The following is a 19,523-nucleotide window of genomic DNA, read 5'->3' as shown; positions in this document are numbered from 1 at the left end:
GTTGCCTACAAATGCGGCTTTAAAAGCATCACCAATTTTAACCGTGTTTTTAAATATGTAATAGGCAACTCGCCACGCGGTTACCTTGATTCCTATAACAATAACCTCATTAGCCTGAGCAGGGCAGCAAGCTAAACTCATTTGATTAAATAACTACTTTCTACTTACGCTTTAAATATTCCATTGTGCCAATCACAACAAAAAAACTGTACACCTTTATCATTGTATTTTGCTTAACCATATGTGCATTTGCAGCTAATGCACAAACCGGTACATCCGCTACCAGTCTTTACGAACAAACCAGTGAATTAGCCGGTAAAATAATTCAATATGGGCAGGATATAAATGCCATAAAAGATTTTTACTCACCATACAATGTAAATGAGCATGCCGAAGATCAGGACAAAATGAATGTGCTTAATTCGCCCGAACAGCGTAAAAGGCTGGTTGAGGTGAATAACGACTATTTAAAGCAACTGCAGCAAACAGATTTTGAGTCGCTGAGCATTTATGGCAAGGTTGATTATATATTGCTTAAAAAGCGAATAAATTTTGATCTGAATGAGCTAAAAAAAGAAGAAGAGAAGTATAACCAGGTAACAAAATACCTTTCATTCGCCGATGAGATCTATCTGTTAGAGAAAAAGCGCCGCCGCGGTGACTTTGTGGATGGCGAAAAAGTGGCTACTGAACTTAATGGCATCCTTAAACAACTTAAAGCAGATTCGGCGGTATATTCAAAAAATGTAAGCGTGGATATGCCGCTGGCAAAAATTACCCGCGATGCGCTTATTGGTTTAAAAGGAAGGTTAAAGGATTTTTATGGATTTTATAATGGTTATGATCCTGCCTTTAGCTGGTGGGTGCCAGAGCCTTATAAAGCCCTTGATAAGGCATTGTTGAAATATAGCGAATTGGCAAAGCGTAAAGGAAAAGTTAATACAACTCAAAAGCCCGATAGCAGCGACATAAAAGGCGTACCTATTGGTCGTGATGCGTTGATAAGCCAGTTACAGGCCGAAATGATCCCTTACACACCGGAGGAACTGATAAAGCTGGCTAACAAAGAATTTGCCTGGTGTGATAAAGAAATGCTAAAAGCATCGCAGGAAATGGGCTTTGGCAACGATTGGAAAAAAGCGCTGGAAAAGGTAAAAAACAGTTATGTACCAGTAGGGCATCAGCCAGAACTTATTGTGAAACTATATAATGATGCCATCAGTTTTATTAAAGAGCGCGACCTGATAACCATACCTCCGCTTGCCGAAGAAACCTGGGGCATGGTCATGATGTCGCCGGAAAGGCAGCTGGTTAACCCTTTCTTTACAGGTGGTAAAGAGATCAGCATATCGTACCCCACAAATACCATGGAGGCCCGGGATAAGCTGATGAGTATGCGGGGCAACAACCCTTATTTTTCACGAGGTACCGTACAGCACGAATTGATCCCTGGTCATAACCTGCAATATTTTATGAATAGCCGGTACAAAGCCTACAGGCAGGATTTTACCACTCCCTTTGCTACCGAAGGGTGGGCCTTATATTGGGAGTTATTACTATATGATAAAGGCTTTGCCAAAACACCCGAGGAGCGGGTTGGTATGCTGTTTTGGCGCATGCACCGTTGTGCCCGCATCATATTTTCTTTAAATTATCATTTAGGCAACTGGACACCGCAACAATGTGTTGACTTTTTAGTAGATAGGGTAGGCCACGAAACAGCAAATGCCCAGGGCGAAGTAAGGCGTTCATTTGAAGGTGGATATAGTCCGCTTTACCAGGTAGCTTATTTACTGGGCGGATTGCAGCTTACGGAGCTGAAAAAGGAAATGGTTGATAGCGGCAAAATGACCTACAAACAGTTTCACGATGCCGTTATAAAAGAGAATCTTATTCCCATAGAAATGGTAAGAGCCACATTAATTAATCAGCCTTTAAAAAAGGATTTTACCACCAGCTGGAAGTTTTACGATTTTAACAAATAATCGCCTGCGTTCTTTTACCGTACTTAACTAAAAATCGATAGTTCTATATTAAGCTATAATTTTTCTTAATATTTCTTCATTTTAATGCTATATTTATGGTTATTTATCCGGGGTTATAAACCATTGTATACGCTTAGTACCGCCATGAGGCTTAGGGTTTTCCTATTGATTTTTTTGATGCAGTTTGTGCTGCGTACGGTAAACGCGCAAAATAACCAGTTCCTGTTTTCGCACCTCGATATCAAAGCTGGCCTGTCGCATAACCAGGTAAACTGCATTTATAAGGATAAAAAAGGGTTTATGTGGTTCGGCACGCTATCGGGCTTAAATAAGTACGATGGCTATAGCGTTAAAACCTTTAAACACATTGACGGCGATACCACAACCTTAGATGACGATTATATTGTAAGCATAAACCCCGGACCCGAAAATAAATTGTGGATAGAAACCCGTACGGGTTTTAATATATATGATCCTGCTACAGAAAAGTTTAGCAAAAATCTGAAGGATTTTATGTATAAAATTAAAGTGTATGATACGTACATTTTAGCCATTAAAAAGGATAGGTTCGGCAACTTTTGGTTTCTGGAACACAATAAAGATCAGGGTATTTTTAAGTATGATCCCATAACAAAAGAGACTATCAAACTGGTTCATAAGGATGGCGATACCACTTCTATTTATTCAAACCTGGTTACCGATCTGTCGGTTGATTCAAAAGGAAATATCTGGGTTGTATCCAGTTCCGGCATATTAGAACGGCTCGATCCCCGGAGCTATAAAGTTAATTACAGGCTAAAACTGGGCCAGCTACCTGCGGCTTTAAGCACAACCTATAAGATATTTATTGATAAGCAGGATGATATCTGGGCTTTTGTCCCCAGTTACTCAAAAGGGGTGTTTTTTATCAGCCTCAAAAACAAAATATTTAAGCACCTTTTAAAATCAACCGGCAATATAAATACCGATGTAATATCAGACGTAACCCAGGACTTTCAAAACAGGATGTGGATTGTTACCGACCATGGCGGTATAAATTTGCTAAGCAAGCAGGATTTTAAAACTCAATACCTGCTTAACCGCGAAGACGATGATAAAACAGTAGCTCAAAATAGTATCATCTGTGTTTATGTGGATGATTTAGGTATTATTTGGTGCGGTACCTATAAGCACGGCATTAGTTATTATCATCAAAGCATTATTAAGTTTGCCAATTATACACATCATCTGTCTGATAAAAATAGCCTGCCGTTTAGTGATGTTAACAGCTTTGCCGAAGATAAACTGGGCAATATATGGATTGGCACCAATGGGGGAGGGCTAATTTATTGGGACCGAAAAGCAGACACATTTAAGCAATATTTGCACAACGCTGCAGATAAAAATAGTCTCACTAATAACGTGATAGTTAAGCTGTTTATCGATCACGAACAAAAGTTGTGGATAGGCACCTACTATGGTGGCCTTGATTGTTTTGATGGCAAAGTTTTTAAACACTACAAGCATTCTGATGCCAATGCCAACAGCATATCCGAAGACAGAGTTTGTGCCATAGCAGAAGATAGTGAAAACAATTTGTTAGTGGGTACTATATCGGCTGGTTTGAATATCCTTGATAAAAACAGGAATGTTGTAGCAGTTTACAGGCTTGAAGGAGATGTGAGTAAAAGTACAATTCATTCCAATTATATAAGTTCGGTAATTGAAGACAGGCATAAAAATTTATGGATTGTAACGGCTTATGGTTTAGATCTTTTACTGAAAAAAAAACACCGGTTTCTACACTATTTACATGATGATAATAATCCCAACAGCCTGATTAATAATAATACCAATAATATTCTTGAAGATACAGATGGCCTGATCTGGATAAGCACCCGCGAGGGAATAAGCATATTTGATTACAAAACCGGCAAGTTTACCAATCTCAACAAGCTTAATGGTTTACCGGATAATACAGTGATTGATATGCAGGAGTATAGCAGGAATAATATTTGGGTGAGTACGCCCAATGGATTATCCAGCATTTTTATCGATCGGTCATCAGGTAAGTTAAAATTTCGTTTTGTAAATTATAATGAAACAGAAGGGCTGCAGGGACGGGAGTTTACCGAAAATTCATCATATAAAACCCGCGAAGGAGAATTATTGTTTGGCGGGGGCAATGGTTTTAACCTGTTTAAACCGTCAAATATCGTTACCAATAAAAAACAACCCGATTTGATATTTACCGATTTTCAGGTATTTAACAGGAGTTTAAATGTTGGTGAAAAAGTTAATGGCCGGGTTTTACTGCCAAAGTCAATAACAGTTTTGAAAGATCTTAAGCTTAATTATGATGATAATGTATTCGCTATAGAATTTGCGGCACTTAATTATTTTAACCCAGGTAAGGTAAAGTACCAGTATAAAATGGTGGGTTTTGATAATGATTGGATAAATGCCGATTACAAAACCAGAAAAGCCCCCTATACCAACCTCGATCCAGGTAATTATACATTTAAAGTAAGGGCCGGTGATAATGAAGGCTGGAATAATAAAGAACTTACATTAAACATCAGTATATCACCGCCATTTTGGAAAACTACCTGGGCTTATATCCTATATGTTGGCCTGGCAGTTGGTTCGCTATTGTATTTAAGAAAACGCGGCATCGAAAAGCTACGCGCGCAATTTTCTATTGAGAAAGAGCGCGAAGAGGCTCAGCGGATGCATGAACTTGATTTGATGAAGATTAAATTCTTCACAAACGTTAGTCATGAGTTCCGGACGCCTTTATCGCTCATTATGGCCCCGGTTGATAAGATACTTAAACAAATTAATGAGCCCGAAGTGCAGCGTCAGCTTATGCTGGTGAACCGCAATGCAAAACGTTTGCTCAACCTGGTTAATCAGCTGCTTGATTTCAGGAAGATGGAATATCAGGAACTAAAGCTGCATAAGATGAATGGCAATATTATCAGTTTTATAAGAGAGCTGTCATTTGCTTTCACCGATGTGGCTGACCAAAAAAATATCCGTTTTGTGTTTGATTCGGAAATTGAAACCTATTATACAAGTTTTGATCATGATAAAATAGAAAGGATTATGTTCAACCTGCTTTCAAATGCTTATAAGTTTACTCATGAGGGGGGGCAGGTAAGCGTTTTGATTAACCTGGTAGATAAAGGAGTTGAAAATGATGATTTACTGGAAATCAGGGTTGTGGATACCGGAATAGGTATTGCTGCCGATAAACTTAACAGGATATTTGATCCGTTTTTTCAGAATGATCTGCCGGGATCTATGCTCAACCAGGGTAGTGGGATAGGTTTATCGATAACCAAAGAGTTTGTAAAGCTTCATGATGGTGAAATTTTTGTTGAAAGTGAGTTTAACCAGGGAAGCTGTTTTACAGTTTTATTGCCTGTAAGCCGGTTAGATAACATTGTTTTTACCGATACACTTTTACCATTTGACCATACCAATGAATCATTACCCCACAACACCCCGCAAAGGAACGATCTTCCTAAAGAGAACCGGGATGGTAAAAAACCTACCGTATTATTGGTGGAGGATAATGAAGATTTCAGATTTTACATTAAGGACAATTTAAAATCGGCATTTAACATAATTGAAGCAGGGAACGGTAAAAAAGGTTGGCAAAAAGCACTGGCCCAGCATCCTAACCTGGTTGTGAGCGACATCAGTATGCCCGAAATGAACGGTATTGATCTGTGTTTAAAAATCAAGAATGATAAACGCACCTCACATATTCCTGTAATATTGTTAACGGCATTAACCGGGGAAGACCAGCAGTTAAAAGGGTTGGAAACAGGTGCTACCGATTATCTAACCAAACCTTTTAACTTCGAGATACTTCAGTCAAAGATTCGAAATATACTGAGCCAGCAGGAAAGCATGCGCAAAACCTATACCAAGCAGGTGGAAGTAAGTCCTACCGAGATGCATGTGGATTCGCCGGATGAACTGTTCATTAAAAAGGTGCTTACCCTGATTGACAGCAATATCTCGAACCCCAATTTTTCTGTTGAGGAATTAAGCAACGAGGTTTTTGTAAGCCGGTATACCTTATATAAAAAGATATTGGCTATGACAGGCAAAACTCCTAATGAACTGGTGCGATCCATGCGGTTAAAGCGCGCTGCCCAGCTTCTGGAAACGGGGCATCTAACCATATCCCAGATCTGCAATAAAGTAGGGTTCAAAAGCCAGAAATACTTTGTAAAGATGTTTAAGGCCGAATACAATACCATTCCATCTAAATACCTGGAAGATGCCGAAGAGGCAGAATTATAGTTTACTATACTATAATTTTCCTTTACAGAAATAGATTTTTGTAGGTCTTTTATTTATAAAACATAGATATATATAAGTCTTCTTTGGTGTTTCAAGTGGTTTTTCCGTTAGAAACAGGCAGCCTTAAATTATCAACTTGGTCTCCGTAATAGGTAAGCGTCTGCACTGTCAGGTGCAAATTGGGTTTCGATACCCTTCAGTTGTTAGCACCAAACTAATACTATTATAGCACTTTTAAAAACAAAATTGAAACAGTATGGGGATACATTTGTAATCTTTTTTGTGCCTTTTAATTGTAAATATCTCCTTTTATTTAATTAAATAGCTGATAATCAGTTAAATAATTCAGGTTGACATTTGTGCCCCTATTTATCCACAACCGGGGTTTGTTTAGCATATAATTTTACCATCAACAAAACGAATATTCAATGAATTGCTTTTAGCATATCAGCTGAATAATAAACCTGAAAAATTAGTTTACAGATTTTAGTGAAGACAGTTTACCCGCAATTATAGCTGGCCTAACTGTAGATGCCGGTTGAAGTTGTTAACCTGCATCTTTCCGAACCTACTGATCTGTTTCTGATTTGAAGAACGTGTTGTACCAATTAGCAAAACCAAAAACAATCAATAAATCAATTATCAATTAACCAATTATTATGCGAAAAATTCTACGAATAGCATTGCTGTTCCCCTTACTGTTAATGTGCATCCGGGGGGTGGCACAAAACCAGGGAACGGTGATCCAGGGAACAGTTTCTGACGAAAAAGGTCTTACCCTGCCTGGTGCTACAGTTTCAGTTAAAGATACCAAGGTTTCGGTTGTAACCGATATTAACGGTAAATACAGTGTTACCCTACCCGCAAACGCCAAAACTCTTGTTTTTTCGTTTATCGGAGCCGAGAAGCAGGAAGTGCTTATTGGCGCTAAAACAACGATTAATGTTACACTTAAATCATCAACAACAAGTTTAGCCGAAGTTACCGTAGCGATTGGTTACGGCCAGCAAAAGCGGCAGGATGTAAACGGTGCCATATCATCAGTAACCGCCAAAGACATTCAGAATATTCCCCAAACAAGCGTTGATCAATTGCTACAGGGAAAGGCCGCGGGTGTTACTGTTACCAACGGTACAGGCGCGCCGGGTAGTTCGGCCTCGGTGCACATCAGGGGTATCACATCTCTTTCAGGTTCAAATGAACCCTTATACGTAGTTGATGGTGTGTATATTGATGGTTCTGCCTATACCACTCAAAACCAAAATAATGGCGAAAATACAGTTAGCCCACTAAGCTATATTAACCCAAATGATATTGCATCTATCGATATATTGAAAGATGCATCGGCTACAGCTATATATGGTAGCCGTGGTTCAAATGGTGTAATCATTATTACCACCAAAAAAGGCAAAAATAGTACCGCCCATTTAAATTACGATGGTTATTATGGTATTCAGCAGCAGGGACGTTTCCTTAAAATGATGAACCTGCCTCAATATGCCGGTATACAAAATGCGATAGCAGATATTACCGGCATTGGCCGCAGAGGTGAGTTTGCAGATCCAAGCCTGCTTGGTCCGGGTACCGACTGGCAAAAGGCGGTGTTCAGAACCGCGCCAATGCAAAGCCATAACCTTTCGATGAACGGCGGTAACGAAAACGTGAACTACTATATATCAGGCGGTTTCCTTAAACAAAATGGTACTATCATAGGGTCAAACTTTAAACGCTACTCTTTCCGCACCAATGTGGAGGGAAAGTTGAAAGACTGGTTTAAACTTGGTTCAAACATCACGTTGAACCGTACTGACCAAAATATAGGTGCGAGTGATAATGGCGGTATTGTTTACCAGGCGTTGTTGAATGCCCCCGATCAGGCAGCCAGCAATCCCGATGGCAGCTTTACCGTAGCCCCGGCATCTTACGGCAGCGGTACTTTTATAAGCCCTGTTGCACTGGCAACCTTAAACACCAATAACCTGGTGCGCAGCCAAATAAATGCAAATTTTTACGCTGATATACGTTTTACAAAAGATCTGACATTAAGATCGGAAATTGGTGGTTATGATAATTTTTCAAAAAGTGTATTATTCTTCCCTTCGTACACCGTAACATCCCCCACTAATCCTACGCTGGTGTATGGTAATCCCATAGCAAAGTTAAGTGAATACACAGATCAGGCTTTGGGATGGAACTGGAAAGAATATATCACCTACAACCATACATTTGCCCAAAAACACAGCGTAACCGCAACTGCAGGTTATGAATTGAATGAGGGTAATTATAATAGTATGAGTGCGGGGACCGATACATTTTTAAGTAACGATTTACCCACGCTTAATCTTGGAGGCGCTAAAATACCTACAATTGGCGAAAACAAGTCGTCTAACACTTTGCAGTCTTTTTACGCCCGTGCAATTTATGACTACGATAACAGGTATAGCTTAACTGCAACTATCCGGTCGGATAGGTCTTCAAATTTTGCACAAGGCCACCAAATAGGTTATTTCCCATCTGCAGCCATTGGATGGACGGTTTCAAATGAATCATTTATGACCGGCATTAAAAGCGTAGCTGATAATGTTAAGTTCAGGATAGGTTACGGTGAAGTAGGCAACCAGAATATACCGGGTTATCAATACGGATCTGCACTTAATCCCACTATCACAGGCTTAGGTACCGGTTTTAACGTATCAAATTATAATAACCCTAACCTAACCTGGCAAACATCTATACAAACCGATATAGGTTTGGATTTCACTTTATTTGGCAGGGTTAATGCAACTGTTGACTGGTATAATAAAACCTCGAAGAAATTCCTTTTCCAGGCACCTTTGCCTGAGTTTTTAACCGGTGGCCCGAATTATCTTGGCGGGATCAGTCCGCTTTATGTAAATGGAGGCGAGGTTAGCAATAAAGGTATCGAGTTCAGCATTAATTCAAAAAATATTGTTTCAAAGAATTTTAACTGGAATACTACGGTAACGTTTAGCCATTACGTTAATAAAGTTGTTTCTACATATAACAACAGTATAATTAATGCGAGCGTTACCTCTGGTTTTTTGCAGATCCCTGTTACGCGAACTGCAGTTGGCGGCCCCATAGGCGAGTTTTATGGATATACTGTTAAAGGAATATTTAAAACTGACGACCAGCTCCAAAATGCGCCGATACAATTTGGCCAGCCTACAAGCGCAACGCCGGGTGCCACGGGTGCAACAACTTTAGGTGATATACAGTATGTTGATACAAACCATGATGGTAAGATTGATGCAAACGATATGAGTGCCATCGGTAACCCTAATCCTAAGTTTACTTATGGCTTTACAAATAATTTCAGCTATAAAGGTATTGATCTGTCCATATTCCTGTATGGGTCTTACGGTGGTAAAGTGCTGAACTATCTGGATTACACCATAGAAGGCCTGAACGGGTTATATACCAATCAACTTGCCGAAGCTTCGAATTACTGGAGCCCTACTAACCCTAATTCTAACATTCCTGCTCCAAAGGGCGGTGTTAACCCCAACCTCAACATGTCAACCAGGTTTTTGCAAAGCGCGTCTTTTTTAAGGTTTCAAAATGTGCGTTTAGGGTATAACGTACCGTTGGCATGGGCTAAACATATGGCGCTTAGTGGTTTAAAAGTGTATTGCAGTGCGCAAAATTTGTTTGTAATAACAGGTTATAAAGGTTTGGACCCTGAAGTTGGCCAGCAAAACCAAAACGTGTTTTTAACCAATGTAGATTTGGGAAGGTATCCTTCGCCAAGGGTTATTTCTTTTGGAATTAACGCGGAATTTTAATTTGACCATAAAAGATTTAAAATGAAAGCAAATATTAAATATATAATCAGCGCGACAGTTATTGGCTTTGTTACCATAACAGGCTGTAAAAAAGATTTCTTCAACAGGCCGCCCGAAAATGCGATCGCAATTGATAATTTTTATAAAACCGATGCCCAGGTAGCATCAAGCACAATTAACCTTTACAATTCACTTTGGTTTAACTATTGCGCCAAACCAGGCTGGGCGGTATGCGAGATGACCGGTGGCAACGGCCGCAGTTACTCATCAGACGTTACCGACTTTGGCAACCTGAACGGTGCGGTTACCAACCTCAATTCACAGAATGATGCTGCATGGTCTTCATTATGGACTGTCGTGGCGCAGGCTAATGCCCTTATCAACTTAATGCCCCCAAGAGCAGGTGCGGGCGTAACCCCGGCTGTTTTAAATAATGCTTTGGGCGAAGCTCATTTTATGCGTGCCATGGCTTATTTTCATATCGTTAGGTTATGGGGCGCGGTGCCTATAATTGAGGATGCCAGCAACTTTTTAACCAATTTTCAGGTAAATACCAACAGGATAGAGGATATATATACCTTTATGGTTAAGGATATGAAATTTGCCGAAGCAAATTGTACTGCTATGGTCAGGACCGGTTCTATTTCACAAGGACATGTATCCAGTGGTTCAGCTTCGGCTATGCTGGCCAAATTATACCTGTACATGCAGGATTATCCTAATGCGCTTAAGGAAGCACAAAAAGTAATTAACAGCGGCGAGTTTAAGTTATATGGTATAGATCTGCCTAATAAAACTTACAACGATCTGTTTAAAACAGCTAACAACAATAATGAAGAGAGCATTTGCCAGATACAATGGGCAGGCGGTGCTTCTTATGGTCACGGAAACCCGGCGCAAGCTTCTCTGGCGGCCAGTGGTATTATTACAGGTACAGGTGATGGCTATAGCGTATTGGGCCCAACTATCGACTTGCAAAAATCTTATGAAGGAGGAGATTTACGCCTGCATGCTACTATTATGCAAGCGAAGGATGTTTACCCCGAAATTACTGCGGCAGCCGGAGGTTACACAGTGCCTGATAATATTAATTCCCAGGGCACTGATGCTGCTATAAAAAAATATGTAGTTGGTACGCCTGCGGACAATGGTGGCATTGGCTCGGCACAATCTGCAGCAAATAACACTTATTTAATGCGTTATGCCGAAGTTTATTTAATTGCAGCAGAAGCAATTGTTGGCAAAAATTCTACCTCTACCGATGTACAGGCTTTGGCTTATATCAATGCCATCAGGAAAAGAGCGAATTTAGCGGCGTTGACAGTAATAAACCGCAACCACTTAGTTCCTAACCCTAACTATGATGCAACGTATAACAATGGTGTACCTAAAACTATTATCCAGGATGATATTTTAAGTGAAAGAAGGCACGAGTTTGCTATCGAAAACGACTACTGGTTTGACCTTTGCCGTATCGATGGATGGAATGGTATATTGAATAACGCACACCCACTGGCAACTCAATTGATAAGCCAGCAGGAAAGAGGTACTTATGCCGATGACCGTAAAACTATATACCATAGCGCGGTTGCGCCAAAAAGTACCGACTTTTTACTGCCTATACCAATAAATGAAACAACAGCCGACCCTAAATTATTAGAACCAGCAGTACCATACACATTTAAATAAATACAGCTATGAAAAATTTAAAATCGATATTTTTTTACTGCATACTTTCACTTGTGGTGGTATTAAGTATAAGCTCCTGTAAAAAGCATGATAGCGGCGGGGACGGCCCTCCGGTTATAACCAGGATACGCACTGTTTTCAAAAGCACCCAAACTTCACAATCCGTTACTGCTTTTGATTCAACAATAAGCGATGGGAAGATTGGAACCTTATATGCAATTATAGGTAACAATTTAAGCACTACAAAAGCTATTTATATTAATGGTACTTCTATATATTTCAACATAGCTTACGCTTCAAATACCAGCCTTCAATTTTCGCTGCCCAATACGGTGCCTTTTAGCAACGACACTACAAGTAATATACTTACTGTTGTTACAGCCCACGGAAAAGTTAGTACCCCTTTTATAATTGAACAACCTGTCCCTGGCATAATTTCGGTTAGCCAGCTTGCAGGCAACCCCGGCGATGTTATCACCATAACAGGTACAACATTCAATGGCCTTACAGGTGTGTCATTTGGTACAGTGCCGGCTACGGTGCTTACCAAATCACCTACGGTAATTACCGTAAAAGTACCATCAGGCGTAACTGCCGCGCATCTATTGGTTACCACATCAGCTACTAAAGGTGGGGGTGTAGGTACAGGGCCGGTTGTAACCTCGGGCACAAGCTTGTTATCTAATAATGTTTCATCTATAAAACAAACCAATTCAATATTTGGGTTTAGCACGGCCATTTATGAAGATACATTCGAAAACGGCTGGAGCGATTATGGCTGGGGTGCCGGAGCAAAGGATGATAAAACTAATACAAGGAGAGGGACCACATCCAGGGCATATAGCTACACCGGCGGGTATGATGCTTATGTAATACAACCGGGGAGCGGAAACAGCGTTGGTGCCAACACGGCTCTTAAGTTTTCAATATTTGGCGGCAAGGGCACTACCGGTAAAAATATCCATCTGGTACTCAATTACAATTTTAACACTGCCGTTCAGATAACGCTTACCGAAGGCAAATGGACAGATTATCAAATTCCAATTGCTAACTGGGTAGACGCCGGCAATCCACTGCCATCAAGCATCAGTGCCTTGGTTTTCCAGGAATTTAGTGGCAATGCCTCTACTTTTAGCATCGATGATGTTGGAATTGTAGATGTGAAATAGTAGAATTAACGGGCCTGATCGATATCGTCGCCAGGATAAATATGGCGGCGATATTTTAAATTCATTTGACTGATGAAAGCGATTAAAATAATATTCAGCATGTGTTTGATATTGCTGATGTTAAAAGCCAAAGCACAAAAAAACCTGTTAACCAATGGTGGTTTTGAAGATAATTTTTATGGCTGGAATGATGGCGGGGGGCAGCTTACGCCTTGGAATATTAAAAGCGGCAAAAGCAGTTGTGCCATCATAACCACCAGCGCCGATAAGTGGGTGGGTGTTGATCAAACAATCCGTATCCCCAAAAAGGCAACCAACCTGGAAATTAGTGCCTGGTTAAAAACCTTAAATGTTGTTAAAGGCAAAAATGATTGGGATGGCGCCATATTTAGTGTTGTTTTTATGGATAGCGGCGATAAAGAAATAAACGGTGGCGAAAACATAGCCCGCTTAACAGGTGATCTGGAATGGACCCTTTTTACTAAAGCGATTAAAGTACCTGAGAAGGCTTCGAACTTTAAAATTCTTCTTGCAATGGGTAATGCCTCCGGAACGATGATAATAGATGATGTTACAGCCAAGGTTGTTGCCGACCAGCTGGTAGTTAAATAAAATTATTATGATGACAAGCAATGTAATGCGCGAAATTACCCCGCTGACAGCCGGCGATTGCTTTACCGTTTTCGCGAAGACCGATAATAAATTTGATTCGCCTCTTCATTATCATGATGATTATGAACTTCATTTGATTTTGAATGCCAAAGGAGCCAAACGGGTTGTTGGGGGCCATATGGACGTAATTGATGATCTTGAACTGGTACTTATCGGCCCCGACCTTTACCACGGCTGGTTTACCAATGAATGTAAGAGTGAAGAAATAACAGAGATCATTATCCAATTTCATAAGGACCTTTTTGATGAGAAATTCTTAAGGAGAAATCAACTCAGTTTTTTAAAGGGTATGCTTCAACGTGCACCTATGGGTATCATATTCGCTCCGGAAACAATTTTAGCGGTAAAGGATAGGATTTTGGCCTTAAATAAAAAAAGCGGGTTTATATCTGTTTTAGAACTGCTATCTATTCTGCACGAGTTGTCAACCTCGCCCGATATGAAAACATTATCGGATCTGAGCTTTATAAATGAAAGATTTTATTATAACAGCCGGCGAATAGAGAAGGTATTTGAGCATATGAACAATAATTACAACCGCCGGGTAACACTGGCCGAGGCTGCCCGGGTTATTCATATGCCCGAAGCGTCGTTTAGCCGTTTTATAAAAAAGCGCACCGGCAAAACGTTTACCGATAGTTTAAACGAAATAAGATTAGGGCATGCTTCAAGGATGCTGATAGACTCCACAACTACAGTGGCCGAGATAGCTTATGAATGTGGCTTCAACAACATATCCAATTTCAACAGGATATTTAAACGCAAAAAACAATTCACCCCAAATGAGTTTAGGTCAACCTATATGATAGCAGGTTGTATACTACACCCACAGGTTAACTTAAAAGCGTCAGTGGCATAATTTATAAAAAAAACATCTGTTTGGCAAGCCGGCCATACAAGCCATATTTAAACCCCTATTAAGGCAAAAAACGACAGAATGAAATTGACAACAAAGAATGTATTTGTATTATTAATTGCCGTTGTAACATCAGAGGCATGTAAAAAGGATAAAAAAATTGATACAACGGTGGTTGTCGCTATAGATAACGGAGGGGCAACCGGCCCGATTACGTCACCAACAGATCCTGCTATCGCGGTTTCGCAAGGCTTTTTTTTAGATAACTGGGAGGGTAAAATATTTACAAAACCATCGGCGCAAAATGCAGCTAAACCCGGTACCATATCAACAATCACGATAACGGCAGATTTTGCACAAGTGGTATCAAAAGTTTCAAAGAATTTGTTTGGTAACAATATGAATCCATTTACAGGGCAATTTACTGATGCAGGCCTGGTAAAAAATATAAGCAATCTTTCGCCTAATATTATCAGGGCCCCCGGTGGCAGCTTATCGGATGTTTACTTTTATGATCTGCCTTCGGGCGGTAAGCCCGCCGATGTTCCGGCCCAATTATTAAAAGCCGATGGCAGCACCGATCCAACTACCGGGTACTGGAGCGGTATGGTTACCGATAACTGGTCAATAAGCCTCGATAATTATTATTCGTTGTTACAAAAAACTAATAGTACGGGTATTATCACTGTAAATTATGGCTATGCGCGTTATGGATTGAGCGACCACCCGGTAGAGACCGCTGCGCATTATGCTGCCCAATGGGTTAGAAATGATAAAGGCCGTACCAAATTATGGGAGGTGGGTAATGAAAATTTTGGTAACTGGGAAGCCGGTTACCGTATTGATGTATCAAAAAATAAGGATGGGCAACCCGAAATTTTAACGGGTCAGCTATATGGAACCCATTTTAAGGTTTTTGCGGATTCGATGCGCAAAGCCGCCAGCGACGTAGGTGCCTCCATTAAAATAGGTGTTGTACTTACCGACATAGATGACCAAAACAATTCGGTAGGAGTGCAAAACTGGAATGCAGGCGTATTATCAGCCGCCGGTTCATCGCCCGATTTTTTTGTGGTGCATAACTACTATACACCATTTAACCAAAATTCAACTCCAGAGGTTATCCTGGCAACCCCATCAGCGGTTACAACTTCAATGCTAAACTGGGTTAACAGCTCCGTTCAAAAGGCAGGCGTGGCACAAAAACCGGTTGCTATGGACGAGTGGAACATATTTGCAGCCGGTTCAAGGCAGCAGGTATCGTATGTGAATGGTGTACACGCGGTTTTGGTACTTGGCGAGTTAATTAAAAACCAGGTAAGTATGGCCTGCCGCTGGGATTTAGCCAATGGCGGCAGCGATGGTAATGATCATGGTTTGTTTACCTATAAACAGGATGGCACAACGGATTTTACCCCGCGACCGGCGTTTTATTACCTGTATTATTTTCAAAAATACTTTGGAGATAGGATGATAAGTTCATCTGTAACGGGTAATACAGATATTGTTAGTTATGCATCTTCGTTTACATCGGGCGAAGCCGGTGTTACCTTGGTAAATAAAAGCGGTACCGACCAGGTAGTTAATGTCAACTTTAAAAACTATTATACCGGGGCCAGCTACTACTATTACACGTTGAAGGGCGGCACCGATAACGGATCATACTCTGGTAAGGTAATCATAAATAACAACGGTCCATCCGGCGATGTTGGCGGTCCATCAAATTATGCTGTGCTTCCGGCAAGCTCATCAAATACAAGTGGGGGGATAAAAGTTTCCGTGCCCGCAAGAGGAGTTGTCTTCCTGGTTTGCGATAAGAAGTAGTTATATTATCAGTGTTTTGCAAAGTACCCTATGTTATAAAAAAGCATATACCCCTAATTTAATAATTGATTAACATGTAGATAGCCTGCTTTGATTACGATACGTTTGTCGTAGTCAATGCGGCTATTTTTTATCCCAAAGCCTGTTGGTAACTACCTGCTTTATAACCTGCTCCGGGTAATTACGGCTAATGGGAGTTTTGCTGTCTGTATAAAAATTTCGTTGCCCTCTATCCCCGCTATTTTGCCGATTGCTACCATATATGATTTATGTACCCTGATAAAGGCTTTGCCCGCTAGATTCTCATCCAGATTTTTGAGGGAGAGCATGGTTACATATTTGCCTTTTAAGGTGAATATGTTTACGTAGTTCTGCATTCCTTCTACATAAGCATCCTGAGAAGTCGATCGAAATAATCCATCGTGGGTGGCCAAAGGATGGCAACCTTACTAATGCAAGCGCCCCTGTTGAATTAAAGGTAAAAGATTCATCATGAACTATTGATCACTACGGCCTTTGTGGTATATTGCCGCAAAGCCCGGTTAAAACTAAGTGGAACAAAAAATATACACAGTTTTAGATGTAAGTGGCATATAACATCCTGTTAGTTAGTAAGAACCATAAAATACCTATATATGCAGACTAAATTAAAAGTATTAATCCTGGCTTTGTTAATGCCATTGAGCATGAGGCTGGCCGCCCAACCAAAAGCAACCGCACAAGTATGGTCGCAACAAAGGGCAAAGGAGTGGTATGCTAAAAATCAGTGGCTGGTTGGCAGCGATTTTATACCAAGCAACGCCATAAACCAGCTGGAAATGTGGCAGGCCGATTCATTTGATCCCAAAACTATTGATCGTGAGTTGGGCTATGCCCAGGGCTTGGGTATGAATGTGATGCGCGTATTTTTACATCACCTTGCCTGGCAGCAGGATCCGGAAGGGTTTAAGAAACGTATGGATCAATATCTGGCCATATCCGGTAAGTATGGCATCAAAACCATGTTTGTGTTTTTTGATGATTGCTGGAACAAGGTTCCAAAAATTGGCAAACAACCCAGTCCAAAACCGGGGATCCATAACTCGGGCTGGATGCAGGACCCCGGGCAACCGGCATCCGAGGAGATGGCCGATTCCCCGATTCTACAGAAATATGTAAAGGATATTTTAACCCGGTTTGCTACCGATAAGCGCATTTTGCTTTGGGATTTGTACAATGAACCAGGCAACTCGGATAAAGGCAATAAATCTTTACCACTGCTTAAAAACATATTTAAGTGGGCAAGGCAGGTAAATCCCGCCCAGCCGCTAAGCGCGGGTGTATGGGCATGGAATTTAGAGGATCTGAATCGTTTTCAAATAGCTAATTCGGATGTGGTTACTTATCACGATTATTCGCCGGAGGCTGAGCACTTAAAAACTGTTCAGTTCCTTAAGATGATTGGTCGCCCGCTGATTTGTACTGAGTATATGGCCCGCCCGCGTAACAGTCTGTTTAGTACCATATTACCGATGTTGAAAAAGGAAAATGTGGGCGCCATCAACTGGGGTTTTGTATCTGGCAAAACCAATACCATTTATGCCTGGGATGCGCCAATACCAGATGGCAGCGAACCTAAATTATGGTTTCATGATATCTTTCGCCAGGATGGTACGCCATATAAAACTGATGAAACCGACTTAATTAAAAGCTTAACCGGGAGAGGGAAATAAATATAAAGCGTTTAGGTGTTCCACCGGAACGCCTGGTACGCCCCGAACGGTGTGGAACGCCATTTGTGCTGGTAGTCAGCTGTTTAGTGTTTGTTAAAAGATATGGGTGGAACACTCAATTATTTGATTATAAGTGTTTTAGTGTTTTGTGGATTTTTATTTATTTAAGAAACCATAGGACAAACCGCAGATTTAAATGGGGATAAGCCGTTTGATCAAAGTAGCTAAACCGAACAAATTTTTACTCGAGAAATATCGGGAAAAATGTATAAATATAGCTAAAACGACTTAACTTGTAGGCCATTATAGCAAATGGATAAACAAATAAAGATCATAAACGGCCGCGTTATTACACCCTATCGCATTAGCAATGCAACGGTGCTTATCAGCGGAAAAAAAATTAAAGCCGTAAGCGAGCGTGATATCGACGCGCCGGATGCCACCGTTATTGATGCAGCAGGTAAATACGTTTCCCCGGGGTTTATTGACATTCATGTGCATGGCGGCGGTGGTCACGATTTTATGGATGGCAGCGAAGAAGCGTTTTTAGCAATAGCCCGCACACATGCCCGCTACGGTACAACAGCCATGGTGCCAACAACCCTTACTTCCGAAAAAGCCGACTTGTTAAAAACACTTGATCTATATGCCATTGCCGATGCTAAAAATACCATGGGCGCACAGTTTTTGGGCATGCATTTAGAAGGGCCTTACTTTGCCATGAGTCAGCGCGGTGCGCAGGATCCCCGTTATATCCGAAATCCCGATGAGGAAGAATACAAAGAGGTCATCGCCTATTCAAAAGCTATTAAACGCTGGAGCGCTGCGCCCGAGCTACCGGGAGCAATCAAATTTGCCAGGTACCTGCAGGCAAATGGTATTATGCCCGCTTTAGCCCATACTGATGCTATTTATGAGGAAGTTGTGGAGGCTTTTGAAAACGGGTATACCTTGGCTACGCATTTATATTCGGGTATGTCGGGTGTTTCCCGGCGCAATGCTTTCCGGTATGCAGGTGTTATCGAGAGCGCGTTTATAATAGATGCCATGGATGTTGAAGTAATTGCGGATGGCATCCACCTGCCTGCTCCCTTGTTAAAATTGATTTACAAGATCAAGGGGCCCGATAGGATTGCCCTTATCACCGATGCGATGCGCGCCGCAGGTATGCCCGAAGGTGAAAGTGTGCTGGGCAATAAAAATACCGGGTTAAAAGTAATAGTAGAAGATGGTGTTGCCAAACTGCCCGACCGATCGTCATTTGCCGGGAGTGTTGCCACCTGCGACAGGCTGGTGAGGAATATGGTGAATATGGCGAACGTTCCCCTGGTTGAAGCTATAAGGATGATGACCCAAAATCCGGCTACCATTATGGGGGTAGGCGACAACAAAGGTGCTTTAGCTGAAGGAAAAGACGCCGACGTTGTAATATTTGATGAGCAGATCAATATTCAAACAACTATGGTGAATGGCAGGGTAGTGTATGAAGCAAACCAAACACTGAACTAAAT

The 19,523-nt window shown here is 41.1% G+C and carries 11 protein-coding genes; 10 read left to right on the top strand and 1 reads right to left on the bottom strand.

Annotated elements, in window-relative coordinates; translation table 11 throughout:
- Positions 1-185: 185 nt before the first annotated feature.
- The 8 genes from AC1DO4_RS18070 to AC1DO4_RS18035 all read left to right on the top strand — a co-directional run bounded on the left by AC1DO4_RS18070 (position 186) and on the right by AC1DO4_RS18035 (position 16,300).
- Positions 186-1,985, top strand: a complete 1,800-nt coding sequence (locus tag AC1DO4_RS18070; RefSeq protein ID WP_477418311.1) for a DUF885 family protein — start codon at positions 186-188, stop codon at positions 1,983-1,985.
- Positions 1,986-2,069: 84 nt separating this feature from the next.
- Complete coding sequence (locus tag AC1DO4_RS18065; protein ID WP_477418309.1) at positions 2,070-6,284, top strand: hybrid sensor histidine kinase/response regulator; 4,215 nt, start codon at positions 2,070-2,072, stop codon at positions 6,282-6,284.
- A gap of 659 nt (positions 6,285-6,943) precedes the next feature.
- Entirely contained in the window at positions 6,944-10,090 is a 3,147-nt protein-coding gene (locus tag AC1DO4_RS18060) for a SusC/RagA family TonB-linked outer membrane protein (RefSeq protein WP_477418307.1), read from the top strand.
- 21 nt (positions 10,091-10,111) lie between these two features.
- Positions 10,112-11,779, top strand: a complete 1,668-nt coding sequence (locus AC1DO4_RS18055; protein ID WP_477418305.1) for a RagB/SusD family nutrient uptake outer membrane protein — start codon at positions 10,112-10,114, stop codon at positions 11,777-11,779.
- Positions 11,780-11,787: 8 nt separating this feature from the next.
- On the top strand, positions 11,788-12,948 hold the full coding sequence (locus AC1DO4_RS18050) for an IPT/TIG domain-containing protein (RefSeq protein ID WP_477418303.1): 1,161 nt from the start codon (positions 11,788-11,790) through the stop codon (positions 12,946-12,948).
- A gap of 72 nt (positions 12,949-13,020) precedes the next feature.
- On the top strand, positions 13,021-13,560 hold the full coding sequence (locus tag AC1DO4_RS18045) for a hypothetical protein (protein ID WP_477418301.1): 540 nt from the start codon (positions 13,021-13,023) through the stop codon (positions 13,558-13,560).
- Positions 13,561-13,567: 7 nt separating this feature from the next.
- Positions 13,568-14,479 (top strand): AraC family transcriptional regulator, encoded by a 912-nt coding sequence (locus AC1DO4_RS18040; RefSeq protein WP_477418299.1) that lies wholly within the window; start codon positions 13,568-13,570, stop codon positions 14,477-14,479.
- Positions 14,480-14,557: 78 nt separating this feature from the next.
- Positions 14,558-16,300: an alpha-L-arabinofuranosidase gene (locus AC1DO4_RS18035; RefSeq protein WP_477418297.1), complete on the top strand. Its 1,743-nt coding sequence runs from the start codon at positions 14,558-14,560 to the stop codon at positions 16,298-16,300.
- Positions 16,301-16,461: 161 nt separating this feature from the next.
- On the opposite strand, the gene AC1DO4_RS18030 is transcribed toward AC1DO4_RS18035, so the two are convergent.
- The gene (locus tag AC1DO4_RS18030; protein WP_477418295.1) at positions 16,462-16,734 is read right to left on the bottom strand and encodes a LytR/AlgR family response regulator transcription factor; all 273 of its coding nucleotides are present in this window, start codon (positions 16,732-16,734) and stop codon (positions 16,462-16,464) included.
- 201 nt (positions 16,735-16,935) lie between these two features.
- Here AC1DO4_RS18030 and AC1DO4_RS18025 point away from each other — a divergent pair, with 201 nt between their 5' ends.
- Both AC1DO4_RS18025 and nagA read left to right on the top strand, forming a co-directional pair.
- Positions 16,936-18,012, top strand: a complete 1,077-nt coding sequence (locus AC1DO4_RS18025) for a cellulase family glycosylhydrolase (RefSeq protein ID WP_477418293.1) — start codon at positions 16,936-16,938, stop codon at positions 18,010-18,012.
- Between the two features lie 312 nt (positions 18,013-18,324).
- The gene (gene nagA, locus AC1DO4_RS18020; RefSeq protein WP_477418291.1) at positions 18,325-19,521 is read left to right on the top strand and encodes an N-acetylglucosamine-6-phosphate deacetylase; all 1,197 of its coding nucleotides are present in this window, start codon (positions 18,325-18,327) and stop codon (positions 19,519-19,521) included.
- Positions 19,522-19,523 lie beyond the last annotated feature (2 nt).

It is taken from the genome of Mucilaginibacter sp. P5_A6, assembly GCF_056400585.1.
The sequence above is the reverse complement of the archived record's forward strand: the minus strand, read 5'-3'. Positions and strand labels throughout refer to the sequence as shown.

Excerpts from the sequence above, each read along its gene's own strand:
- AC1DO4_RS18065 (WP_477418309.1), top strand. The coding sequence starts at position 2,070 with ATGCTATATTTATGGTTATTTATCCGGGGTTATAAACCATTGTATACG.
- AC1DO4_RS18060 (WP_477418307.1), top strand. The coding sequence starts at position 6,944 with ATGCGAAAAATTCTACGAATAGCATTGCTGTTCCCCTTACTGTTAATG.
- AC1DO4_RS18055 (WP_477418305.1), top strand. The coding sequence starts at position 10,112 with ATGAAAGCAAATATTAAATATATAATCAGCGCGACAGTTATTGGCTTT.
- AC1DO4_RS18050 (WP_477418303.1), top strand. The coding sequence starts at position 11,788 with ATGAAAAATTTAAAATCGATATTTTTTTACTGCATACTTTCACTTGTG.
- AC1DO4_RS18045 (WP_477418301.1), top strand. The coding sequence starts at position 13,021 with ATGAAAGCGATTAAAATAATATTCAGCATGTGTTTGATATTGCTGATG.
- AC1DO4_RS18040 (WP_477418299.1), top strand. The coding sequence starts at position 13,568 with ATGATGACAAGCAATGTAATGCGCGAAATTACCCCGCTGACAGCCGGC.
- AC1DO4_RS18035 (WP_477418297.1), top strand. The coding sequence starts at position 14,558 with ATGAAATTGACAACAAAGAATGTATTTGTATTATTAATTGCCGTTGTA.
- AC1DO4_RS18025 (WP_477418293.1), top strand. The coding sequence starts at position 16,936 with ATGCAGACTAAATTAAAAGTATTAATCCTGGCTTTGTTAATGCCATTG.
- nagA (WP_477418291.1), top strand. The coding sequence starts at position 18,325 with ATGGATAAACAAATAAAGATCATAAACGGCCGCGTTATTACACCCTAT.